At 47.0% G+C, this 23,641-nt stretch carries 24 protein-coding genes; 11 read left to right on the top strand and 13 right to left on the bottom strand.

Going from position 1 to position 23,641, the window contains the following annotated elements:
- Nucleotides 1-780 precede the first annotated feature (780 nt).
- On the top strand, nucleotides 781-1,770 hold the full coding sequence (locus tag GOL65_RS08860) for a TerC family protein (RefSeq protein ID WP_140920694.1): 990 nt from the start codon (nucleotides 781-783) through the stop codon (nucleotides 1,768-1,770).
- An 812-nt stretch (nucleotides 1,771-2,582) separates the two neighbouring features.
- Here the strand turns inward: GOL65_RS08860 and GOL65_RS08855 are convergent.
- Entirely contained in the window at nucleotides 2,583-2,816 is a 234-nt protein-coding gene (locus GOL65_RS08855; RefSeq protein WP_140920695.1) for a DUF2594 family protein, read from the bottom strand.
- Nucleotides 2,817-2,971: 155 nt separating this feature from the next.
- Here GOL65_RS08855 and GOL65_RS08850 point away from each other — a divergent pair, with 155 nt between their 5' ends.
- Complete coding sequence (locus tag GOL65_RS08850; protein ID WP_140920696.1) at nucleotides 2,972-3,406, top strand: hypothetical protein; 435 nt, start codon at nucleotides 2,972-2,974, stop codon at nucleotides 3,404-3,406.
- Nucleotides 3,407-3,529: 123 nt separating this feature from the next.
- On the opposite strand, the gene GOL65_RS08845 is transcribed toward GOL65_RS08850, so the two are convergent.
- Nucleotides 3,530-4,366: a 3-hydroxyacyl-CoA dehydrogenase NAD-binding domain-containing protein gene (locus GOL65_RS08845; RefSeq protein ID WP_140920697.1), complete on the bottom strand. Its 837-nt coding sequence runs from the start codon at nucleotides 4,364-4,366 to the stop codon at nucleotides 3,530-3,532.
- 237 nt (nucleotides 4,367-4,603) lie between these two features.
- Nucleotides 4,604-4,972: an HMA2 domain-containing protein gene (locus tag GOL65_RS08840; protein ID WP_140920698.1), complete on the bottom strand. Its 369-nt coding sequence runs from the start codon at nucleotides 4,970-4,972 to the stop codon at nucleotides 4,604-4,606.
- Nucleotides 4,973-5,234: 262 nt separating this feature from the next.
- Between GOL65_RS08840 and GOL65_RS08835 the strand changes: the two genes are divergently transcribed.
- The 6 genes from GOL65_RS08835 (at nucleotide 5,235) to GOL65_RS08810 (ending at nucleotide 9,999) form a co-directional block, all read left to right on the top strand.
- A complete protein-coding gene (locus GOL65_RS08835) occupies nucleotides 5,235-5,567 on the top strand; it encodes an HMA2 domain-containing protein (RefSeq protein WP_140920699.1) in 333 nt (110 codons plus the stop codon).
- A 14-nt stretch (nucleotides 5,568-5,581) separates the two neighbouring features.
- The gene (locus tag GOL65_RS08830; protein WP_228723078.1) at nucleotides 5,582-6,220 is read left to right on the top strand and encodes a YtxH domain-containing protein; all 639 of its coding nucleotides are present in this window, start codon (nucleotides 5,582-5,584) and stop codon (nucleotides 6,218-6,220) included.
- The gene (locus tag GOL65_RS08825; protein ID WP_140920700.1) at nucleotides 6,213-6,527 is read left to right on the top strand and encodes a hypothetical protein; all 315 of its coding nucleotides are present in this window, start codon (nucleotides 6,213-6,215) and stop codon (nucleotides 6,525-6,527) included. Before GOL65_RS08830 ends, GOL65_RS08825 begins: the two co-directional genes overlap by 8 nt.
- Nucleotides 6,511-6,822: a YtxH domain-containing protein gene (locus GOL65_RS08820; RefSeq protein ID WP_140920701.1), complete on the top strand. Its 312-nt coding sequence runs from the start codon at nucleotides 6,511-6,513 to the stop codon at nucleotides 6,820-6,822. The genes GOL65_RS08825 and GOL65_RS08820 overlap by 17 nt, the downstream gene beginning before the upstream one ends.
- Before the next feature lie 8 nt (nucleotides 6,823-6,830).
- Nucleotides 6,831-8,900 carry a heavy metal translocating P-type ATPase gene (locus GOL65_RS08815; RefSeq protein ID WP_140920702.1) on the top strand — a complete coding sequence of 690 codons (2,070 nt, stop codon included), beginning with the start codon at nucleotides 6,831-6,833 and terminating at the stop codon, nucleotides 8,898-8,900.
- 343 nt (nucleotides 8,901-9,243) lie between these two features.
- A complete protein-coding gene (locus GOL65_RS08810) occupies nucleotides 9,244-9,999 on the top strand; it encodes an aminopeptidase (RefSeq protein WP_140920703.1) in 756 nt (251 codons plus the stop codon).
- 133 nt (nucleotides 10,000-10,132) lie between these two features.
- On the opposite strand, the gene GOL65_RS08805 is transcribed toward GOL65_RS08810, so the two are convergent.
- The 10 genes from GOL65_RS08805 to galR form a co-directional block, all read right to left on the bottom strand.
- Nucleotides 10,133-10,732 carry a histidine phosphatase family protein gene (locus GOL65_RS08805; RefSeq protein ID WP_140920704.1) on the bottom strand — a complete coding sequence of 200 codons (600 nt, stop codon included), beginning with the start codon at nucleotides 10,730-10,732 and terminating at the stop codon, nucleotides 10,133-10,135.
- Nucleotides 10,733-10,799: 67 nt separating this feature from the next.
- Complete coding sequence (gene phnE, locus GOL65_RS08800) at nucleotides 10,800-11,645, bottom strand: phosphonate ABC transporter, permease protein PhnE (RefSeq protein ID WP_218652019.1); 846 nt, start codon at nucleotides 11,643-11,645, stop codon at nucleotides 10,800-10,802.
- Nucleotides 11,642-12,430: a phosphonate ABC transporter, permease protein PhnE gene (gene phnE, locus GOL65_RS08795; RefSeq protein WP_140920705.1), complete on the bottom strand. Its 789-nt coding sequence runs from the start codon at nucleotides 12,428-12,430 to the stop codon at nucleotides 11,642-11,644. Before phnE (GOL65_RS08795) ends, phnE (GOL65_RS08800) begins: the two co-directional genes overlap by 4 nt.
- Complete coding sequence (phnC, locus tag GOL65_RS08790) at nucleotides 12,418-13,212, bottom strand: phosphonate ABC transporter ATP-binding protein (protein WP_218652018.1); 795 nt, start codon at nucleotides 13,210-13,212, stop codon at nucleotides 12,418-12,420. The genes phnE (GOL65_RS08795) and phnC overlap by 13 nt, the downstream gene beginning before the upstream one ends.
- Before the next feature lie 72 nt (nucleotides 13,213-13,284).
- Nucleotides 13,285-14,346 carry a phosphate/phosphite/phosphonate ABC transporter substrate-binding protein gene (gene phnD / locus GOL65_RS08785; RefSeq protein WP_218652017.1) on the bottom strand — a complete coding sequence of 354 codons (1,062 nt, stop codon included), beginning with the start codon at nucleotides 14,344-14,346 and terminating at the stop codon, nucleotides 13,285-13,287.
- Between the two features lie 207 nt (nucleotides 14,347-14,553).
- Entirely contained in the window at nucleotides 14,554-15,924 is a 1,371-nt protein-coding gene (locus tag GOL65_RS08780) for a sigma-54-dependent transcriptional regulator (RefSeq protein WP_140920706.1), read from the bottom strand.
- Between the two features lie 8 nt (nucleotides 15,925-15,932).
- Nucleotides 15,933-17,834: an ATP-binding protein gene (locus tag GOL65_RS08775; protein ID WP_140920707.1), complete on the bottom strand. Its 1,902-nt coding sequence runs from the start codon at nucleotides 17,832-17,834 to the stop codon at nucleotides 15,933-15,935.
- Nucleotides 17,835-18,010: 176 nt separating this feature from the next.
- Nucleotides 18,011-18,286: a type II toxin-antitoxin system RelE/ParE family toxin gene (locus GOL65_RS08770; RefSeq protein WP_140920708.1), complete on the bottom strand. Its 276-nt coding sequence runs from the start codon at nucleotides 18,284-18,286 to the stop codon at nucleotides 18,011-18,013.
- 3 nt (nucleotides 18,287-18,289) lie between these two features.
- The gene (locus tag GOL65_RS08765) at nucleotides 18,290-18,538 is read right to left on the bottom strand and encodes a CopG family ribbon-helix-helix protein (RefSeq protein WP_179038380.1); all 249 of its coding nucleotides are present in this window, start codon (nucleotides 18,536-18,538) and stop codon (nucleotides 18,290-18,292) included.
- A gap of 281 nt (nucleotides 18,539-18,819) precedes the next feature.
- A complete protein-coding gene (gene galR, locus GOL65_RS08760) occupies nucleotides 18,820-19,818 on the bottom strand; it encodes an HTH-type transcriptional regulator GalR (RefSeq protein WP_140920709.1) in 999 nt (332 codons plus the stop codon).
- A 207-nt stretch (nucleotides 19,819-20,025) separates the two neighbouring features.
- On the opposite strand from galR, the gene GOL65_RS22380 reads away from it, so the two are divergent.
- The 3 genes from GOL65_RS22380 (at nucleotide 20,026) to lplT (ending at nucleotide 23,584) form a co-directional block, all read left to right on the top strand.
- The gene (locus tag GOL65_RS22380) at nucleotides 20,026-20,160 is read left to right on the top strand and encodes a hypothetical protein (RefSeq protein ID WP_267313818.1); all 135 of its coding nucleotides are present in this window, start codon (nucleotides 20,026-20,028) and stop codon (nucleotides 20,158-20,160) included.
- A 68-nt stretch (nucleotides 20,161-20,228) separates the two neighbouring features.
- Nucleotides 20,229-22,385 carry a bifunctional acyl-ACP--phospholipid O-acyltransferase/long-chain-fatty-acid--ACP ligase gene (aas, locus tag GOL65_RS08755; protein WP_140920710.1) on the top strand — a complete coding sequence of 719 codons (2,157 nt, stop codon included), beginning with the start codon at nucleotides 20,229-20,231 and terminating at the stop codon, nucleotides 22,383-22,385.
- Nucleotides 22,382-23,584: a lysophospholipid transporter LplT gene (lplT, locus tag GOL65_RS08750; protein ID WP_140920711.1), complete on the top strand. Its 1,203-nt coding sequence runs from the start codon at nucleotides 22,382-22,384 to the stop codon at nucleotides 23,582-23,584. The genes aas and lplT overlap by 4 nt, the downstream gene beginning before the upstream one ends.
- Nucleotides 23,585-23,641: the final 57 nt, after the last annotated feature.

The raw sequence follows: 23,641 nt of genomic DNA, 5'->3' as shown, positions 1-23,641 counted from the left end.
TTTTATTAAAACGGTCCCGCGGTATTAAATTAATACCAGTGATAAACTAACTTTTTATTAAGAAATAATGTATGGGTTCGTCACGGCAGGAACTTTAACAAATTAAAATAGAATAATGCTCAATCTCGATCACAAAACCATTTTTGAATAAAAAGTTTTAAAGAATCAGGATTGATATTTTATTTTCAGGGGAGGGGTTACAGACCAGTAATGATACTTTTTGTGAGGTTTTTATTAAGTCGAAAATATATAAAGAATCAAAATTGATATTTAATATTTCTAATTTTTTAACAGCTCATTGTTGATACTTTATTATATTTCTATCGGACATATTTATTATAGAACCAATAAGAAAATAAGTGCAAATAAATAATATAATTAAATAAGAAAATATTATTCATCAGGTTATCGGTTCATTTATTACCAGCCCACTCGAAGCGTTTAATCTGCTTTTGCATCATTTAAATTTTTCCCCCTCTTGACTCTGGTAACGAGAATACGTATCTTTTGCTTTGCAAAGGGGAGTAACTTCCAAGCTGGCTAATCGTCAATACGATGTATGCATATACATCCGGTTACCAGGCAACCTTCGGTTGTAAGTGAGACCTTGCCGGAAGGCGAGGTGCGCTTATAGCTAGCTAAAACAGCGGCTCTGCGTCTTCCGACGTTGGCCGTTTTTTTATGTCTGAAGGTTAGGTTTCTGTATCTGTTAGTGAAGTTGTTTAAAGCAACTATAGTTTTAAACAGCAGGCTGAGATAAGAGGCCAGAGGAGACCCCAAATGAATACTATTGGAACCCCGTTATTGTGGGGTAGTTTTACACTTATCGTTGTCGTGATGCTAATGATTGACCTGTTTGGACAGGGCAAGAAGAAGGGCGGAGCGATGTCTTTTAAACAGGCTGCAGCCTGGTCATTCGTCTGGATTACGCTCTCTTTACTATTTGCGCTTGGTTTATGGTGGTATCTGAAAGACACCGCCGGTCAGCAGGTGGCTGATGCTCAGGCACTGGCTTTTATCACCGGCTACCTAATTGAAAAAGCGCTGGCGGTAGATAATGTGTTTGTCTGGCTGATGATATTTAGCTATTTCTCTGTTCCTGTAGCTATACAACGGCGTGTGCTGGTATATGGCGTGTTGGGTGCCATCGTTCTGCGTGCCGTCATGATCTTTACCGGTAGCTGGCTGATTTCTGAATTTAGTTGGATATTGTATGTGTTTGGTGCCTTCCTGTTGTTCACCGGTATCAAGATGGCGTTGGTCAACGAAGATGATGAATCCAATATTGGTGATAAACCGCTGGTGAAATGGATCCGTAGCCATATTCGCATGACCGATAATATGGAAGGAGAGCGTTTCTTTACCCGTCGCAACGGCGTACTGTTTGCCACACCGCTGTTTCTGGTTCTGATTCTGGTAGAAATCAGTGATGTTGTTTTTGCCGTAGACAGTATTCCGGCAATCTTCGCAGTAACTACCGACCCCTTTATTGTACTCACATCAAACCTGTTTGCCATTCTGGGCCTGCGGGCAATGTACTTCCTGCTGGTTAACGTAGCGGAACGCTTCTCTATGTTGAAATATGGCCTGGCGGTGATATTGGTGTTTATTGGCATCAAGATGCTGATCGTTGATTTTTATCATATTCCGATAGCGATTTCGCTGGGAACCGTTGGAGGGATTTTGGCGGTGACGTTGGGGATTAATGGGTGGGTGAATTACAGGAATGATCGTCTGGAGGATGATCGCCAAGATAATGAAAAGCATTGAGTTTAGTGTTGGTTTCGTCCACTAAATAGTGCAGCGTTTAGATGAACATTTGTGCGAGTGGCCGTGCAGGGGGCATTAGGGCGAATGCCCCCCTGCACCCCCCGCGCCTTCGCACACGAATTCAGGTCGCTTAGGCGACTCCCTTTCTTCTTCATTCGGGCTTACGCACCGGCGCAGAGCCGGAGTACTCGCCTCATCCATGAGGCTCGGCCCTTTGGGCCAGCACTTCGTGCTGTTCAAAATTGCTCCTGCAATTTTGTCCGGCGTCGCTGCGCCTCGCCCAGCATCCCTGCTGGTCGTGCTACCCTCTTTCAGTCGTCAGCTGAATTCCAGTGCTCTTGAAGGTCAAAGGACGAAGACCAAAGAATGAAGGTCAAAAGATAAAGGGCAACAGAGGAAGGTCATAAGATAATTTAGGATTAAGGGTATTACCTTGAATAATTGTTGCTGTTGCTCGTAGGTCTTATAACCAAAGCTAATCGTCGGGAGAGGCCGCCGTTGGGGTCGACTTGGCGCAAGCGCTGGCCCGAAGGGCAAAACACCAAAGGTGTTTTGTAACTGCCCCTAGGCGGGCTAGGCCCGACGCACTCAGATCTCAAGTACAGATGATCTACCGGCCGAGCACAACGATAATTATGAGTAAATTGCTTTTACGGCCGGAATATTCACTGAAGCTAATAGTAAAAGATGCATAATCGGCGTGCTTTCAGTCGGAATATCCTCAGACGCCAATCCCTCTGACCCCCCCCACCACACACAATACCAAAAAGCCCCGCGTTAGACCTAACGCGGGGCTTCCAAACAAAAAACTATCAGCACGTTTCCTGACGATACGCCTGCCGCATTTGCTGAACGATACCTTTAAACGCTTCGGCTTCCGCCATATCCGGATGATCGGCAATCAGTCGTTCCATTTTCAGAATCACTTTTCCCGCGTCCGCCTGACCCATGGTGATCAGCATTAATGTCAGAATTGCTTTCAGACCGGAAATTTCTCTGGCCATCTCTTCCGGTGTCGCGCTGGTTGGAAAATCGATATTGTTCATAACTAGTCCCGTGTCGATATATGTGACAATTTAAATTTGGACATATGGTAGCAAAGTATTGCGTCAGGCGTGAGCATCTGTTGGTGGAAAAGTATTGAAAACTGCTTAATAATATAGATAATCATTCTCATTATTGTTTGCTGGCACACTATTTTATGTCATCAGCCCTTAAGGCACTGAAAAAATTACGTAAAAAAGCGTCTAAGCACGGAAGCAAAAATAAGGCGGGGGATCGTGCGCTTCAGAATCTTGTTCGTCCTGCGGTTTTACCAAATATACATCCCCGGATCGCTAAACCAGAATCCACAGATTCAATCTGGAGTGAACTCTCTCAGGAAGTGATGGGCAATGTACTGGTTGAAGTTTCAAAACCATTGAAGCCGCTATTGGACTGGTTCGATCACGGAGGCTATAACACGCCAATATCACGTCAGCCAGCGAAAACCGCAAGTGTCGGTAATATGCGCATACAGCCTAATAGTATGGCACCTCCGGCAATTTTGCGTTTGCCCTTTAAATCTCCACCTTGTAAACGTTGCCCGGCTAAAAGCGGCGGTATTTGCCAGTGCGCAGCTAAACGTTTTGCTTAATATCGATACTCTACTGCCGATGAGATTTGTATTGAGGTAGTACTGCTATAGTCATACTGCTATAAAAAACACAGAGGCTCGATTGACATGGTCGATCGGGCCTCTGTCTGCTGGAGTTTGATATCAGCCGTAGCTATAAAATCCTTTCTTACTCTTTCTCCCCAATGCTCCACCTCTGACCATCTTACGCAACAGAATATGAGGGCGATATTTTGAGTCGCCGGTTTCTGAATAAAGTACTTCCATAATGGCAAGACAAACATCCAGACCAATTAAGTCGCCCAAAGCCAGCGGCCCCATAGGATGATTGGCACCCAGCTTCATTGCCGTGTCGATATCTTCCGCGCTGGCGGTACCATCGGCATAGATGCCAATGGCTTCATTAACCATAGGAATCAGCACGCGATTGACGATAAAGCCCGGCGCATCTTTAGAGATAACAGCGACTTTACCTACCTGCTGAACGATCTCCTGCATTTTGCTGACCATCTCATCGGTGGTACCTAAACCCACGACGATTTCTACCAGCGCCATCACGGGAGCTGGGTTAAAAAAGTGTAGTCCAATAACCTGACGATCCAGTCCGGCACTCAGTTCAGTAATAGAGAGTGAAGAAGTATTAGAGGCGAAAATGGCGTCAGGTTGGCAAATGCTTTTCAGATTGTTAAAAAGCTGGCGTTTAACCTCTATATTTTCGACGATAGCCTCAATGATGAGGTCGCAGTCAAAAACATTTTCGGGCAGTCCGGGAGTAATGTTGGCGGTGATGGCCTTGGCTCTGTCTGCCGTCATTTTATCTTTATCCACTAATTTGTTTAGTGAAGTAATGATGTTGTTTTTTCCCTTATCTGCGAATTCTTGCTTAATATCAGCGAGAACTACCGTAAAGCCTTCCGCAGCAGCAAACACCTGAGCAATGCCTGCACCCATAGCACCTGCACCGATAACGCCTACTTTCATATTTTGTCCTTCTTATTTTTCAAATCGTTGGGAGTTATTTATACGTAGGTCTCAATTATATCTACCTGTTCAGCAAAGGACTGTGTCGGGAGGCGCAGTTTCTTTATCTGATAATCGGCTAAGCGCTAATAAAAAGGTTAAGAGGGCTGAGAGGGGCAGTTTGATTAAATTAAAGGGCCCACGTTTATTAATGTGGACCCTTATATAATAATAATAGAGGCAACAGAATGCGTTATTTTATCTGGCTATGGCTGCTACAGCACTCACCAACGAACCGCCTAAGGTACGCTTCAGCGTAGTTAAGGCAATACCTTTCAGTAAGGTTTTAGCTCCCAGACGCACCGCATTATTAATGAAGTCGCGCTCTTCGCTGTTTTCCAGCCAGCCATAACTTTCTACCGTTTCCAGCAGAGCAGCGGCGCTGATTACTTTGCTGTCAAAACGAATTGCCACAGAACCCGCGTAGCGACGGTATTGAATCTCTTTGATTCCCGGCACTAACTCCAGTTTTGCAATCAAATCTGTTACTTCAGCTGCGTGCTGTTGAATATAATCAGAGCGAATGCGAACACGGTTTTGTGTCTGATGAACATATGGACTACTCATGGTGGCCACCTGAATGATAAAGATAACGAGAATAATTTACATTAATGTTTGAGGTCTGTCCAGTACTGTTATTAACCAATTTCTGCGAAATATCTCTACTTCTTTATGCTGCGTTTTTTCTCTTTTCCGGCATAAGTTCGATTTACTTCCAAACAAGTGTGTTTAAGTGTTTTAAATCATCAGGTCACGTCATATGATAGCCGTAACTAATATGGCACCTTATTTCTGCTACGGCAGAATGGTTGATTTTTTAGGATGTGAAATGAGTTCTGATAGTTTTAGTGGGTTAATGGCGCTACGCCGTTTCGTTGAACTTGCCCACCATATCCCTGGTCGCATCAGATTGCGTTTTACCAATAAACTGGTGGCCGGACTGAGTAAAAGTAAGTTATCTGCATTAGAAGAGCTTTGTGGCAAAGATAATTGTTTACGTAGCTATACCCTTAATAGTGCAACCGGAAGTCTATTATTAGAGTATGACGCTAAACGTTTGCCGCCAAAGTTACTGGAACAGCTGTTTGGTGATGACGATCGGGTTGCAGAGCAAGCGTTAACTGAAATTCTGCCAATTATCTCTCCGCCAGAGTCTAAATAAGTGAGGAACTGAAGATGGGAAAAGACAAAAAGAGTAACGATCAGGAAATCCCTGAATATCAAGGGATGCCACCTTACGGGCCTTACGGTTATCCTTATTATCCTCCCTATCCTCAGCAGCAGGGGCAACCAATGCCGCAGATGATGTGGCCACCTCATCCTCCAATGTGGAATCCAATGTGTGGTCAGCCGCCTATGGGCTACCCAATGCCACCACAGTACCAACAGTTTCCCCCTCAGTTTCAACAGCCAGCGCCTCAGCAAATGGCCCCGGGTTTTGACTGGAGCGGACAGGCGCAGGGCATGGTTGAAGGCTTGATGGGAGAGCAGGCTGGATTATTTAAAAATATCATCAGTACTATTGGTGTTGATGATAAAGAGTTTTGGAAAGGCGCAATGATCGGCGCTGCGGCAGCGCTAATTTTAGGTAATGAAAGCGTACGTAATACTCTGCTACAAACTTTTGCTAATGCTGGCGACATGCTGAAAAGTGGTGGTAGCAAAGTGAAAGAGAAGGCAGAAACCACAGCGGAAAGCGTAAAAGAGAGTGTAATGACCAGTGGTGCTATTTTCCGTGATACGGTTCAGGCTGGTAAAGAAGGCTTTCAGGAGTCGGTAGAACGCCATCGTGAGCAGGAGAAAGCGGATGAGTAATAACAGCGACCGCATGAACCCTGCCAGTCGGGCGCTGATTGCCGGTGCTCTGGTAGGTGCAACAGCTTCTGGCGTTGAGCAGTGGCGTCAGTATCAGCGTGGTGAGAAAACGCTGGAACAGGCAACCAGTAAAGTTCTGATTGATGCCACTAAAGCCGGTTTAGTGAGTGGCGCTGCCATGACGGTAGCCAACGCCACCGCAGGCCGTCCGGTACTGACATTATTGACGGTACTCAGCGCAGGCGTTGCCGGAATGTACCTATTAGACTCAATGAATAAGCGAGGCGTAGATGAAACAGCCGAATAATCCTTACTACTATAACCCTTACTACAATCCTTATGCGCCTTATCCCGTGGATCAGTCAGCGCCGCAAACCCCTTATCGTGCGGACAATAGTCGGGCTCATCTGATTACCGGTATTGTTGCCGGAGCGGCAATTGCTTATCTGCTGTCTAACCGCAATGTACAAAAAAGTATTAGTGCAACGGCTAATAAAGCCTGGGGTGCAGTTCGTGGTGAAGTGGAAGAGCTGAAAGAGCGTCTGGCAGACGTGCAGGCCGAGCTGGATTACTATCGCGAAAAAGATCAGGACAGCGAGTAACTGCCCCGATGACCCATTCATATTCCGTTAAGCCAGTCCACCAACTTCCTGGTCGACTGAGAGTGCGCATTGTTCAGTTGCGGGAGCAACCAGACGTTGCAGGATGGCTTAAAACCCATCTGCTCTCTTTCACCGGAGTGAAAACGGTGCGCCTGCGCCCGGCAGCGGCTTCTGCCGTACTAACCTATCACACCAATAAAACCGATGCGGAAAAGCTGTTAACACAGCTGAATGCCATTGATTGGGATTCAGCCACCGACAGCGAGTACGAAGCGGAATATTGCGGTGGTGATAATCTGTTAAATCTGGCGGGTTTGGCTGCAACTCAGTTTTTACCTAAGCGCTGGTCTGCATTACCGGCGATTGCCTTAATGGCGCCTACTATTGCCGAAGGCGTTGAGTCACTGTGCCAGCGAGAGCTGAAAGTTGAAGTGCTGGACGCTTTGGCGCTGAGCCTGTCGATTGCCCGCGGTGATTATCGGACGGCAATGTTGACCCAGTCATTGCTGACGCTGGGAGAATATTTTGAGCAAGAAACCAGCCGTCACTCCGATGAGTTGCTGTCTGAGCTGATGCAGCCGCAATACCACTCAGTTTGGGTTGAGCGCGATGGCGAAAGTGAGGAAATCAATGCGGAAGAGCTGGTAAACGGTGATGTCATGTTACTGGGACCTGGCGACAGTATTCCTGCCGACGGTAGCGTATTGCGCGGTATTGGTTTAATCAATCAGGCATCCATGACAGGGGAAAGTGTGCCTGTACGTCGTGAAGCAGGGGCCTGGGTATTTGCCGGAACGCAAGTTCAGGACGGTAACATTGCGGTACGCGCTGAGCGGGTAGGTGATGAGTCTTCAACGGCGAATATTCGTCGCTTTATTACCGAGTCACTCGGTCAACGTAGCGAAACCCAGCAGGTTACCCAAAGAATGGCTGACCGTCGGGTAGCGATTACTCTAGGGGCTGGTGCTGGCGTATTTGCACTGACTCGCGACTGGAATCGTCTGGCCTCAGTATTCTTAGTCGATTATTCTTGTGCCTTAAAGCTGAGTACGCCAATTGCGTTTAAATCGGTTATGTACAAAGCGGCAACCTCCGGGCTATTGCTCAAAGGAGGCCGTGCCATTGAGCAACTGGCAGACATTGATACTGTGGTGTTCGATAAAACCGGTACGTTGACATACGGTGATATGTTGGTTACCGATGTAGTGAGTTTTGACCCGAAACATACCTGGGCTAAACGCTTGCTGGCAATCGCTGCTTCGGTAGAAGAGCATAGCAATCATCCTCTGGCGCGCGCGGTAGTCAGCGCTGCTCAGCAGCACGAGCTACCACACATTAATCATGGTGAAGTGGAATATGTCATTGCCCACGGATTGATTTCCGAGCTTGACGGTAACCGTATGGTTATTGGTAGCCGCCACTTCCTGCGAGAGCATTACCACATCGATTTCTCTCCTTTCCAGACTCAGATCGAAGAGTTGGAAGAGCAGGGCCGCCATCTGCTATTTATTAGTCTTAATGAACAACTGGTCGGTATGATTGGCTTGCAGGATAATGTGCGCGATGAAGCTGCTGAGGTGATAAGCCAACTGCGCGAGCTGGGTATTAAGAATGTCATTCTGTTAACCGGCGATAAGCAGCATAAGGCCGAGCAAATGGCTAAAGATCTGGGCATTGATCAGTTCTTTGCTGAAGCAACGCCGGAAAGTAAAGTTAGCGTGGTTCAGTCATTGCAGGAACAAGGCTGCCGGGTGATGTTTGTTGGCGATGGCGTTAATGATGCACCGGTACTGACTCAGGCAAATGTTGGCCTGGCAATGAACCAAAGCACAGAACTTGCTCAACAGGCGGCGGATGCCGTACTGCTGCAAGACTCCCTGCATGGCGTAGTCACGGCTCGTGAGCTGTCGGTTGATGCAATGAAACTGGTTAACAGCAACATCAAACTAACCGAGTGGATTAACAGCGCTATTATGTTAGCAGCAGCGATGGGACGGCTATCCCCGACGCTGAGTGCCCTGTTGCATAATGGGACTACGATTGGGGTGTTGTTGCGATCGCTTGCCGCGAGGAAGTAGGTTTTTTGAATTGAGGTCGTGTCCTTTGGTTTTGACCTTTCTATTGAGCACTGGAATTCAGCCGACAACTGAGAGAGGGTAGCACGACTGGCATGGATGCCAGTCGAGGCGCAGCGACGTAGGGAGCGGCTCTGCGCCGGTGCGTAAGCCCGAACGATGGCGGAGGGAAGTCGCGTAGCGACCTGGATTCGTGTGCGAAGGCGTGGAGGTGCAGGAGGCGCTCGCCTTAGCGCCTCCTGCTCGGCCACCTGCGCTAAGGTTTATTCATACACGAGACTGTTTGTGGACGAAATCTCCCCCAAACTTAATTATTTTTAGCTATAAAAACCAATTAGGGATAACAATGAAACAATGGATAACACAACAGTGTCGCTTATTGATGCTGGTGGTTTTGGGTTCACTGATAATTTCAGGCTGTTCGGTGCGTTCTATTTCCAACGCAGATAATGGGCGTAACCAGTTTTATGCAGGAGAATTATCCGATCAGGATGTACTGGGCGCTATGCCAAAGCAGGGTATCAGCGATGCGGATATTAAGACTGCATTAAATAATTCCCGTTATACCTTCCGCTTGCCGAAGGATTCCTCCATTTTATTGATTCAGTCTGGCGCCATGACGCCGGATGCTGAAATGCAAAAGGCACTGAAAGAATATTATTCAGTGGCGGTTTTCTCCGGTATTCCGCCGAACTCTCAACGTTATCGTGGTTACAGCTCACAACCAGCAACGGAAGAGACCACCGATTACCCACGCCTGCTACGTTCAACGGCGGCTAATGGCGGTCAGGATAAGATCATTGTTTACTGGGGTCAGTTAGAAAGCGGTTCGGAAAACGAAGTAACTAAAGTGGTTTCCTGGGTACCGTTTGTAGGTGGGGTTTTGCCTGATGAAACCCAACATATGCGTATTGTACTGCGGGTTGCGTTGATTGATGTGCTGAGCGGACGCTGGGTGACGTTTACGCCGGAAGTGTTTGAAAACTCAGCGGTTAGTGGTCGTTACAATCGCGATTCAAAAGATCTGAAACAGATTATGGAGCTGAAAGCACAGGCTTATGATGCAGCAGCGAAAGAGATTTTTGAGCGCTATGGCCGTTAGGTAACGGTTGAAATTATTGGTTAGCTATTTTGCTTAACAAATTAGCTTAATAAATTTTAGGGTGGTGAAGAGAGTTAACTTTTCATCACCCTGATTGCTTTATTGCCATCACTGTTAATTTAATCCGGTCCTGTCAGGCATTACTCAATGCAGCCTGTGATTGTAATTCTCCGTTTAACTTTCTGACTTCTGCGGTCATTAGTGGGGCTAAATCCCGATGCTGGCTCAGGGGCTTCTGTTGGAAATGGGTCAACAGAATCTGTAAGGGATCGCCATGACCAACCAGCAAAATCTTTTTCTGAGAGTATTGCTGTTCCAGCGTTTGGATAAATGCCATTTCACGTTCACAAATGGCGCTGAGTTGCTCTACCTGAGCAAATGAATCCGTAAGATTATCTTCGTCATGCTTCCAGACTAATGGATAGTGGCTGTCATCCCTCAGTTCAAACTCACCGAAATGACGTTCTCGTAGTGCTGCGCTTGGTTTAGCCTGACGATTAAAATAGTCGGCAACAATTCCGGCGGTTTCGGATGTGCGTTTAAAGTCAGAATGAAAAATCAAATCCGGAATAGGGTAAGGCCAGTTTTCCAGCGTTTGGATAACCTGATTGATACCTACCGGAGACAAGCCATAGGCATGTTGCCCATGCTGAATATCACTAACGATGATCTTTTGTTGATTGGCTAAACTGTGACCATGACGCAGTACATAATATTGGTTTCTCAAAATCATTAGACCGTTCCTGTATTAATCGATTATCTGTTTTTTTCGGGGAGAATAATTTTCTCCCCTATTCAGATTAGATTAATTTTTTGCGTACGCGAACAACAACCCATTCCGCTAACAAAACTACCACTAAAATACTGACCAGAATGGTTGCTACTAATTGCCACTGGAACAGGTTCATTGCATCGTTAAGCACTACGCCAATGCCGCCTGCACCTACTAAACCGAGCACCGCAGATTCCCGTACGTTAATATCCCAGCGAAACAGCACAATACTGAAGAAAGCGGGGACTACCTGTGGCCAGTAACCTTTTACCAGAATACTGGGCATTGAAGCCCCGGTTGCTTTCAATGCTTCAATACTGCCCATATTGATCTCTTCTAACGCCTCTGCCAACAGTTTACCAACAAAACCGACGGAACGCAGAGCCACCGCCAGCACACCGGCAATTGTGCCAGGGCCGAAAATAGCCACAAACAACAGCGCCCACACCAGTGAGTTAACCGAGCGGGAGGTGACCAGACAGGTTTGTGCCAGCCAGTTAACAATTCTTGACGGCATCACATTTCGGGCATTTAGCAGAGCTAATGGCACTGCCAGAATCAGGCAAAGCAAAGTACCCAGGGTGGCAATATTCAGGGTTTCCATTAATGCCTGATGAATGGTCCCTGGATAAGCTGCGATATCCAGTGGCCACATGCGTTCAAACATATCGGCCATCTGAGTAGGAGCGTCGTAAAGAAACTCAGGAATGACCTCAACGGTTCTTAATGAAGCAAACAATGATGCCAGCATGATGACATAGACTAAATAGCGTGCAGCTCGTTGTAGCGGCGTAAAACGCTGATATTTGGCCGGAGCAGTATTCATAGTCATAGCGTCCGTTTGAGGTGAGGAAGTTACAGGTAAGGCTGTCATGATGAAAAGACCCTCCGTACCAGATTAGACAGGGCTTCACCCAACAGGATTAGAGCAATAATGGTGAGCAAAATGGCGGTGACAAAATCATAATCAAAGCGCTGGAAGGCGGAGAATAGCGTGCCACCCAGACCGCCAGCACCTACCAGGCCAACCATGGTTGAGTTACGCAGGTTTGAGTCTAACTGGTAGGTTGAAAAACCAATAAAACGGGAAAAAACCTGCGGTAGTACTGCAAACAAAATCAGGCTGACAAAACTGGCTCCGGTAGCCCGAATGGCTTCCACCTGCTTAAGTGATATTTCTTCAATCGCTTCGGCAAACAGTTTGGCGATAAAACCGATAGAAGCCACGATGAGGGTCAGAATCCCTGCCAGTGCACCAAAACCAACGGATTTTACAAATAAAATAGCAATAATCACCGGATGGAAAGTACGGCAAATGGCAATGATAACTCGTGCCGGTGCGCTGATAATATTGGGCATCAGATTGCGGGCGGCAAATAGCCCGACAAACAGAGAAATGATAATGCCGACAGCGCTGGCAATGATCGCTATTTGCAGGCTTTCCATCAGATCGTGTAGCAATAGTTCCCAACGTTCAAAATTGGGTGGGAACATACGGCTGAGCAGGCGTTCGGCGTGTTCCATACCGATAGCCATACGCTGGAAATTAAGACCCATATTGCTGAATGCATACAGAATATATCCCGCGACCACCAGGGTTCCGACGCGCATCAGCCAATTAGTTTTAAACGGATTTAAATGTGGGGTTACACTAGCCATGACTCACCCCCGTAGATTTCTTTCAGGTGAGTATCGGTAATGCCCTGAGCCGGGCCGTCGTAAACTACGCGTCCGCCGCTCATACCAATGATGCGTTTGGCAAAACGCTGGGCCAGTTTTACGTCATGAATATTCACCAGAGTAGGAATACCTTTGCTGGCCGCCAGCTTATCCATAAGTTCCATAATTTCTACTGCGGTTTTGGGGTCTAATGATGAGGTTGGCTCATCGGCAAGCAGAATATGAGGATTCTGCATTAATGCTCTGGCGATGCCTACTCGCTGGCGCTGGCCTCCGGACAGACTATCTGCTCGTTGGGTGGCGAATTCTGTTAACCCAACGTGGCCTAATAGCTCAAAGGCGCGATCGATATCTTCCTGCAAAAATTTACGCCGCCAGGCCTGCCAGGCATTCATATAGCCAAGACGTCCGGTTAATACGTTTTCAATAACGCTCAGGCGCTCTACTAGATTATATTCCTGAAACACCATGCCTATCTGGCGACGCAGATGACGCAAGGCTTTACCCTGAACTTTAACCAAATCTGCATGCTGAAACAGAATCTCACCGGTAGTGGGAGTAATCAGACGATTAATACAGCGTAACAGGGTACTTTTTCCGGTGCCCGATGGACCAATAATGGCGACGATACCGGGCTGGTCGATATCAATGTTGATATCTTTCAGAATTGGTTTTCCTGCCCGATAGGCATGATTAAGCTGCCGAATGCTGAGGTAATTGTGTAGTGAATTCTGTGGTGAAAGGGACGATGGCATCGACATGGTAACAGGCCTCCTGCGGGATAGCACAAGGCTATCCCGATTGATGATAATGAATATAAGGGGAGCTGCGGATTACTGTGCTTTGGCACCAGCAGATTCAGCCTGACGTTTTTTTGCAGCGTCAGCGGCTTCTTTTTCAGCTAACTGTTGCAGGCCGTTTTTGCTGTAGGCGGTGCCGGTAGCAAAGGCGATATCACGTACTACCTGCCAGTCATCTTTATAGTTAATTGGGTAAAAGCGATCGGCTCCACCGAAAGTTTCCTGCATTTCTGGTGGGAAGCGGTAAGAAGTAAAAGCCGCTTTTATTTTAGCTACCAGTTCAGGGTCCAGATCGTACGCGTAACCAAAGGCAGAAGTTGGGAAGCGAGCGCTGGTATAGATGGTGCGAAAGTCTTTGGCTTTCACTCGGCCAGCTTCAACCATACGCTCATAAACATCTGATGCGACAGGTGCTGCGTCATAGTCACCGCTAAGGACACCCATAACTGACTGGTCGTGTTTACCAGAGTAAACTACTTTGTAGTCTTCATCCGGAGTGATGCCGATTTTTGGGAACAGAGCGCGAGGGGCCAGATTACCCGAGTTGGAAGAAACAGAGGTGTGAGCCACTACTTTACCTTTCAGGTCGTCCATAGTTTTGTAGGGGCTATCGGCTTTTACCAGCACAATCAGGTTGTAGCCCTGAAACTCTTTTTCTGTGCCTTTAACCGCGATAGGTACATAACCGGCTAAGTTAACGGCATAACCCGTTGGCCCGGTAGAGAATCCGGCAATATGCAGACGGCCGGAACGCATTGCTTCAACCTGAGCCGAGTTTGAGTGAACAGAGTAATAGATCACTTTTTTACCGGTTTTATCAGACAGGTATTTCTGGAAGTCAGCGAAGGCATCTTTATACACAGCGGGATCTTCTACTGGCGTGTAGCTGAATACTAAGGTTCCGGGATTTTTTAGTTCTTTAGGATCGGTTGGCGTATCTGCCACCATGTCGCGGTTTTCATCACAGTAGCGATCGTCCAGATCGCCTCTGTTACTACAGTCAGCTGCCATGGCGGATGAAAACAGCAGTCCAGCCGCCAGGATCATTTGTGCGGTCAGCCAGTAAAATAAGATTCTGGTTGTCATTTTGGTCATTGTTACATCCTCATTCATGCGGGTTAGGGTAGTCGTTATTTTTATTAAGACGTCCTGTCGCGATCGTCACATCATGCATTTTTGGGGAATTCATATTTAACTTTGCAATAACAATGCCAACATTAAATTAACAAAATCTTATGGATATTCGGGAGTTCTTGGTACCAGAGTCAGGATTAATGGACAATTTTGTCCTTTTTATTCGGATCAGGAAGACAACATTGTCCCATCCAGATCCTGAAAGTAACGCTTATCCAGTCCATGCTTCTTCATTTTTCGATACAGGGTCTTGCGCGTCAGATTGAGGCGCATCGCCACTTCACTAAGCTCCCCTGCACAGGTTTCCAGTGTCGAAATCAGAATGCTCTTTTCATAACTATCAAGATGATATTCAAGGTCGTTCAGCTCAGACTCTGCGGTAGCGCTGAGGTTCTCTTCATTCAGATTGATGCCATCGCCAGAAATGCCTAACACATAGCGGTTGGCCACGTTAATCAGTTCCCGCACATTGCCGGGCCACAAATAGTTAAGCAGCTTGTTTTGCTGACTGGGTTTAATTGAAGGAACTTCCCTTTGATATTGCCGGGCAGCCTGCTGGCAGAAATATTCAAACAGTAGCAGGATGTCATTCTCCCGTTCCCGTAGCGGAGGAATATGTAAATTGGCAACGTTTAATCGGTAAAGCAGATCGCTACGAAATAGCCCCTGACGACTGAGATGGGTGAGGTCCATCTTACTGGCAGCTAGCACATGAATATCCACCGGAATAAGCTGGTGGCTGCCTACGCGTTCAATAGTGCGGGTTTGTAATACGCGCAGCAGGCGAATCTGGGCTGCCAGTGGCATACTTTCGATTTCATCAAGGAATAAGGTTCCCCCGTTAGCTGCCTCTATTTTGCCAATATGTCGTTTTTGAGCACCGGTAAAAGAACCCGCTTCATGGCCAAACAGCTCACTTTCCAGCAGATTTTCTGGCATAGCACCACAGTTAATGGCAATAAACGGCTTATGAGTCCGGGGGCCGCTGTGATGAATAGCTTCAGCCACCACGTCTTTGCCGCTGCCAGTTTCACCATAAATCAGGGTATCAACCTGAGCCTGCGCCAGTACGGATACCTGCTGGCGCAGATGTTGAATGGCTGAAGAACGACCAATGATTTTCTGGGTCAGATACTCATTATCTGCAGGTTTATGATGCATTTGCAGATAAGCCTGACGGCGATTCAAAGCCAGATGCAGCTGCTGAAATAGTTGCTCGGTTTTGATGGGCTTCTCCAGAAAATCCTGCGCCCCTTGCTTCATTGCCTGAATAGCCAGAGGAATGTCTGCATGACCACTCATCAGGATCACCGGCAGTTGGCTGTCGAGTTGCTGAATAGCAGACAACAAAGCCAATCCATCCATTTCCGGCATGCGAATGTCGCTGAGTACAATGCATTCCCGACTGAGCGCCAGATATTCCAGTGCATGACGGGCTTGGCCAAAAGCTCTGGGCAGGAAACCTGCGATGGTTAACATTTCCGCCAGGCTTTCAGTCATGCAGGGCTCATCATCAATAATGATTACTTCAATATTCATATTTACTCCTAATGACTGGCAGCAACCGGAGCTATTGAGTGCAGTAGCTTCAGTGAAAAGCAGGTATAGCCCGCGTAGCTGTTAATAAGCTTTAACTGACCGCACAGGTCCTGAACGATGTTATAACTGATGGATAGCCCCAGTCCGAGGCCATTGGTGGTTGATTTCAGCGAGAAGAAAGGGTCAAAAATACGTTCAGTATGTTCTGGTTCAATGCCACAGCCATTATCAATCACCAGTAATTCAACCCAATGATCCAGAGTACGCCAGGTCAGAACGATTTCCGGTTCGGAAACGGCATGCAATGCATCAATGGCATTTGAGAGTAAGTTGATCAGTACCTGCTCCAGACGTATAGCTTCTGCCGCAACCCAGACGGTATCTATTTGTTGCCCTGATTGATTCTGGCACAGTGGCTGTATCTGTAATTTAATCCCCTTATTATCAACCTGCAGTAGCCCGGTTGCCGCATTAATTACGGTGTGCAGATGTACCGGGGAGAGATCGTTATCTGCTCTACGGGCAAAGCTTTTCAGATTGTGGGTGATATTGTTCACCTTATCCAATAGTTCGCCAACCTGATCGATCTTTCGCCGAATCTGCGGCACGTTGTTCTGTTGTAAATAATGCTCAAGGCTAAAGATATAGTTACGCATGGCCGCTAACGGTTGGTTGATCTCATGAGTGATAGAAACGCTAAGTTGGCCCAGTGCAGCCAGTTTACCTGCCTGTACCAGTTCTCTCTGGGTATGCATTAACTGTTGTTCGGCCTGATGGCGTTCATCCATCTCTGACTGCAGTTGGCGGTGGGTTTGTTCTGCCAGCAGCGCGGATTGCTGAAAAAAAACCAAATCCTGAGCCATTCCGCTGATTTCATCATTACCGCTGATGATAATTGGAGTATTAAGCCGTCCATTGGCAATAGCCTGCATATTGGCCTGCAATGTACGAATACGAGTCAGAATATTGCGACGTACATATAGCCAGGAGAGGGTAATAACCATTATCAGGCTTAACAGCGATAATCCCAGAGTGAGGCGGCTTGCCTGCGCGACGGATTGCGTAGCCTCCGATAGTTCATTATCAATCACCTGATTAATTTGATGACTGTAATAGGATATTTGTCGGGCCAACTGCTGAACATGGCGTTGGTTGTTGAGTACCAAAAATGATTGTTGATAAGAGAGATCCAGTTCCTGGTTCTTATCATGAAACATCGAGCCGTCGCGTGATATTTTGGCTAACAGGCTGAGCAACTGCTGATACTTGTCCTTTTGCAGAGTTTTATCTTTTTCAGCGGATTCGGCGATATGTTTACTTATCTCTTCAATACGCAAAAAAGTATAGTCCAGCTCGTTGAAGCTCTGTGCTGCAGAGACTTTCTCTACATAGCCAGCCAGAAAGGCTAACTCAAGATACCAGAGCTGGCTGGTTATGTTCGAAGGGGTTAATGTTTGTCGCCAGTCTTCGAAGGTTTCATTCAATTTTTGGCTGTGTTGGTGTGCGCTGGCAGCAAAGGCTGCCCGCTGAGTGGTTACTTGATATAGCACCATTATGGTCTGTCGGATCTGGGTATTCAATTCCAGAAAATAGCGTTGCTTGTCGGGCAACTGCCTCATCCAATCTTCCATTTGATTGAGCGTATTGAGCAGTTCATCTTTAACCTGCTCTCGTTCACTTTGGCGTTCCGCCATTGACAGTGCTGAAGCCTGACTAACAATTTGCCGACTCTGGTCATTAAGCTGAGTAGCAGCAAATAAAGCACCGATATGATTCTGATGTAGATCCGACAGGCGTGATTCGAGTTCCGCATGGCTACGGAAACTTAAACCGGTAGCAATCAGGGTCATGGTTGCTAACAGCGAGAAAGCAAACAATAGCCGGCCACCGATACCTATCCGCCAGTTCATAAAACCTCACAGGTATAGATATGCCAAATGTTATAATTTTTATATTGATGTTTATTAATTGTAAAATCTTGATGTTCAATAGTGATAAATGAATCGTGTCACTAAGGGGAATTATTGAGATGGAGGTATAGATTTGCGCTCAAACAGCACTTTAAGCAGGGGCTATTACTTAAAAGTCAGCGTTCTTCTTTGGTATGCCAGAGATCCACAATGAAAATTTCATTGTCTTTAACTTCATAATGGACCTCGTAGTCATCGAACAAAACCTTTCTCACTTCGCGAGGTTCATACCGCGTTTGCGGTACGCCAATTGCGGGACAGATCATAAGATCAGAACATCCCGTTATCAGGCGATCTAAAATATCATCAGCATGTTGCCGGTTATATTGAAGGGCAAAACGATAAAGACGTTCCAGATCGTCCTGAGCTTTAAGCGTCCAGTAAATTTCCATTTATTAGCCGTTCTTGAGACGGTTGGTAAAATCCACCATGTCTGAATGACTAACCACACGACCCGCATCTACATCTGCAAGGCCTGCCAGCACGTTTTGATGTCGCCGCTCTCTTTCTGCCAGCATTGAGAGTAACGCCTCTTTTATAATCCAGCTTTTTGAACGGTCCAGCTCTATAGCCAGATTCTCAACGGCGAGGGCCAGCTCAACAGGAATTTGAGCACTGATGGTCTGTTTAGTGTAAGAGCCCATAAGAATTACCTCGTTTAATAACATTTAATAACTCCTATTAACTTTAACATGGTAATACTCATAAAAGCATCACACTTTATTTTGATGATGGAATTTTCAGGAAGTGATCCGTTTATCTTATCCATATAAGTGAATACACCTTCTGGTATAGAAGGAAATTATGCGGTGAATAAAAAAAGAGAAAAGCTCAGGAATAGAAATCAGGAATGTGGATCGCAGTATTTAGCTTGGTGGTTAACTGTGTAGCGTACGTAAACTAACCAGGCTAACTTGCTGGTTTATCATCGCTGTGTCACCGAATGTCTTTTTACCAAGGTAGGGTGAAACAAATTAGTGACATCGGATAAGGTCTTTCCCTGTGCCAGCGCTAACGCCAATTCTGCAGCCTGCTTTGCCATAGATACCACTGGATAGCGAATAGTGGTTAGTCCGGGACGCAGATAGCGAGCAATGAGTACATCATCAAAACCAATCAACGATATTTGTTCAGGTACCTGAATATTATTATCGCTGAGCACCGAGAGGGCACCTGCGGCCATAGTGTCGTTATAGCAAACCACGGCGGTAAGCTGTTGGTTTCTTTCCAGCAGCTCTATCAGGGCTTTCTCTCCACCACTTTCATCCGGTGAAGCGTAGGCGATACGTTTAGTATTGATAGTGATTTGGTGTTCCTTCAGGGCATCCAGATAGCCCTGAAGGCGATCCTCAGCATCGGATATCTTATGATCGGAACAGATAATGCCGATATTACGGTGGCCTTGTTGAATCAGATATTGGGTAGCGAGATGAGAACCGTAGCGATCGTCTAGAGCGATACAGCGGGATTCCAGTCCGGAAAGAATACGATTAATCAGCACCATACCGGGAATATGGTTCATCAATCCTCGCAATTCCTCATCACTCATCGCCTTGGCATGAACCACTAACGCAGCGCACTGATGGCGGATAAGCTGTTCAATGGCTTGACGTTCTTTATGTTCATCATGATAGCCATTGCCAATCAGCAGAAAGTTACCGCTGTCGCTGGCGACCTGTTCAGTGGCTTTTACCATGGTACCGAAGAAAGGATCGGAAACATCGGAAACAATCAGGCCGATGGTGCCGGTAGTTTGGCGGGCCAGGGCTCTGGCATTGGCATTTGGATGGTATTGCAACTGCTCCATGGCGTTGAGTACTGCATCTCGGGTAGCACCCCGGGCTTTTGGCGAGTTATTAATGACGCGGGAGACTGTGGCAACAGAAACGCCTGCCAGTTTTGCTACGTCTTTAATGGTTGCCATAATTTACTCCGCCAGCCCGAATAAAAGAAAACGTTTACATCGTGAAGTCTCACGGAAAACAGGGGTATTAGCAATATGGAATGTCACAAAATTGACGAAAATTCAAAAATTACATGCTTCGTTACACTTTGTACGCTTATGTAGCCTTTTCTGGCTGGATGTCTGCTATACCATGGACTAGATTTGAGATCCCAGAGGTATTTATTGGTGAATCTCTGGCGGCAACGTCAGAACCATTTACTGGATTACACCGACCTACGCGGATGCGTAGGTTTTTTTTTACTTCGGGAAGTTATTGCTGGTTTTTTATTCGATCAAACGATTAATCGCGAACAGCAATAGAAATAGATTGTCTTAACCTGGAAATGGAGGTATCAACGCATATCGCGTTGTCCGATAGGGAGATAGTAATGGTTTTACGGATTTTAAGAGCTTTATGCCGCTTATGTTTTCGCGTACGTGTTTATGGCGATACGGATTGCTTTAAACAGGAACGTATACTGATAACCCCAAACCATCTCTCCTTTATTGATGGCATTCTGCTGGCGTTATTCTTACCAGTTAAACCGGTTTTTGCTGTTTACAGCTTGTACACCGAGCGCTGGTTTATCCGCATATTAATGCCCTATGTGGATATTGTACCCCTCGATCCTTCCAAACCCATGTCAATTAAAACTCTGGTGCGACAAATTGAGCACGGGCGTCCGATTGTTATTTTCCCGGAAGGGCGTATTACCGTTACCGGTTCCTTAATGAAGATTTATGACGGGGCGGCTTTTGTGGCGGCACGTTCTCAGGCAACGGTGATACCTGTCTGGCTGGAAGGCCTGGAATTTAGTTTTCTGAGCCGTTTGAAAGGCGTATTTAAACTGCGTCTGTTTCCGCAGGTTAATATTCATGTGCTGCCGCCAACCCGGGTTCCTATGCCGGATGCACCAAAGGCGGCTCAGCGTCGTAAACTGGCAGGCGTTTGTCTGCATCAAGTCATGATGGATGCCCGTATGGCAACCCGTCAGCGCATGACGTTATATGAAGCACTGCTGGAAGCACATACACGCTATGGTATCGGTAAGACCTGTATTGCTGATATTTCAATGAAAAATGACTCATATCGCACCCTGTTGAAGAAGTCGCTGGGCTTGAGTCGAATTATCAGCAAACTGAGTGAACCGGGGGAGCATGTAGGATTACTGTTGCCTAATACGGTAGTGACCGCCGCAACCATTTTTGGCTGTTCGTTGAGTGGTCGGGTTCCGGCAATGCTGAACTATACCGCCGGTGTAAATGGCCTGGAAAGTGCGCTAAAAGCGGCGCAAATAAAGACCATCGTTACCTCCCGTCAATTTCTTGAGAAAGGGAAACTCACCTATCTGGCGGAACAGGTTACCGGTGCTAAATGGTATTTCCTTGAAGATCTGAAAGATACCGTCACCGGAGAAGATAAATTCTGGGTAATGAAACACCTGCTGTTTCCTCGTATGGCAATGGTAAAGCAGAAACCTGAGGATGCGGCAATTATTCTGTTTACCTCCGGTTCAGAAGGCAATCCGAAAGGGGTGGTCCATTCTCACGATAGCCTGTTAGCAAACGTTGAACAAATTCGTACCGTGGCTGATTTTACCGCGCAGGATAAGTTTATGTCTGCCTTGCCGCTATTCCATGCCTTTGGCCTGACGGCAGGATTGCTGACGCCATTAATGACCGGCAGCCGAATCTTTCTTTATCCCAGCCCGCTCCATTATCGGGTGGTGCCTGAACTGGTATATGACCAGAACTGTAATGTGATGTTTGGTACACCAACCTTTTTGAATAACTATGCCCGCTTTGCTCATCCTTATGACTTTGCCCGACTGCGTTATGTGGTGGCCGGAGCCGAGAAGCTGTCTACTGCCACACGTGAACTATGGCAGGAGAAGTTTGGTATCCGTATTCTTGAAGGCTATGGCGTAACGGAGTGTGCCCCGGTACTGGCGATTAACGTACCAATGGCGGCTAAATCCCATACCGTTGGTAAATTACTGCCGGGTATCCATTCGCGGCTGATTACCGTACCAGGTATTGAAGACGGTGGTCGTTTACAGGTCATGGGACCGAATATTATGAAGGGCTATCTGCGGGTTGAGAATCCGGGAGTGCTGGAGACACCAACGGCAGAAAATGCTCAAGGCGAAATGGAAGCTGGCTGGTATGACACCGGCGATATCGTCTCATTTGATAATGATGGCTTCTGTACCATTAAAGGCCGGGTTAAGCGCTTTGCTAAGGTAGCGGGTGAGATGGTTTCACTAGAAAGCGTTGAAGCCATAGCCAAGAAAGTGGCTCCGGATGCAGAGCATGCGGCAACGGTGCGTAGTGATGTCTCAAAAGGTGAGTCTATCGTTCTGTTTACCACTACGCCTGATTTAGCCCGTGATGCTTTAAACCGTGCGGCTCAGGAATTGGGTTTACCTGCGTTGGCGGTACCGCGCGATATTCGCGTACTTAAATCTCTTCCTCTGCTGGGCAGCGGTAAGCCAGATTTTGTTTCCCTGCGTAAACTGGCTGAAGAGGCCGTGGAGTCATTATGACCACAATTGATGTGACGCCAAAACCATTGCTGAACCGTGCAATGGTGGCGGTCACCAGCGCACAGTTTTTATCGGCCTTCGGCGATAGTGCGTTGTTTTTTGCCACGCTGGGTGTATTGATTCAAAAAGCTTACCCCCTCTGGAGCCACTCGACACTACAAATGCTGTTTATTGTGGCTTATGTGGTGCTGGCTCCGTTTGTCGGGCAAATTGCCGATAGCTTCTCTAAAGGGCGAGTGATGATGGTTGCCAACGGTATCAAACTGTTGGGCGCGGCCATTATTATTGGCGGTTTAGATCCATTTTTTGGCTATACCCTGGTAGGAATTGGCGCAACGGCTTACTCTCCGGCGAAGTACGGTATTCTTGGCGAAATTACCCATGGCGATCAGTTAGTGAAAGCCAATGGTTTGATTGAGTCTTCAACGCTGGCAGCAATTCTGGTGGGATCTTTAGCCGGAGGTTGGCTGGTGGATATTAGCCCTTATCTGGCGCTGGCGGTGTGTTGCGCAGTTTATGCCGGTGCGGTAGTGGCAAACTGTTTTATTCCCCGTTTACAACCTGCTCGTCCGGGGATGCGCTGGAATTTGAAGGAGATGGTGCTACGTTTCGCCGACTCCGCGAAGGTATTGTGGAATGATCAGGGTACCCGTATGTCTCTGGTCGGTACCAGCCTGTTCTGGGGCGCGGGTATTACTCTGCGTTTTCTGTTGATCCTGTGGGTACCCATTGCTTTGCATATTGAAGGGTTACTGACACCAACACTACTTAACGCCATGGTGGCGGTTGGTATCGTGATTGGTGCTGCTGCTGCAGCGAAGTGGATTACCCTGGATACGGTAAACCGCTGTATTCCTGCCGGGATTTTATTGGGTGTTGGTGTCGTCGTTTTTGTATTACAGGGTAGCCTGTCTCTCTCTTATGCCATTCTGATGGTGATCGGTATTTTTGGTGGGTTCTTTATTGTACCGTTGAATACGTTGTTGCAGCATCGGGGAAAACAGACTGTTGGTGCAGGCAACGCAGTTGCGGTACAAAACTTCGGTGAGAATACCGCTATGTTACTGATGCTGGGGCTTTATACTCTGGCTGTTAAAGTGGATATGCCGGTAGTCGCCATTGGCTGTGTGTTTGGTGGACTGATGGTGGTATCTATTGGCGGTCTGTGGTTGGTACAACTACGGCGTCAGAGAGGGTAACCTTGCTAAACTTCTGCCGCGTTATTTAAACGCGCGGCAGAAGATTTTCCATTCAAT

This window comes from Limnobaculum xujianqingii (genome assembly GCF_013394855.1).
In the GTDB taxonomy this organism is placed as follows: Bacteria; Pseudomonadota; Gammaproteobacteria; order Enterobacterales; family Enterobacteriaceae; genus Limnobaculum; species Limnobaculum xujianqingii.
This window is presented reverse-complemented; position numbering and strand designations above follow the sequence as displayed.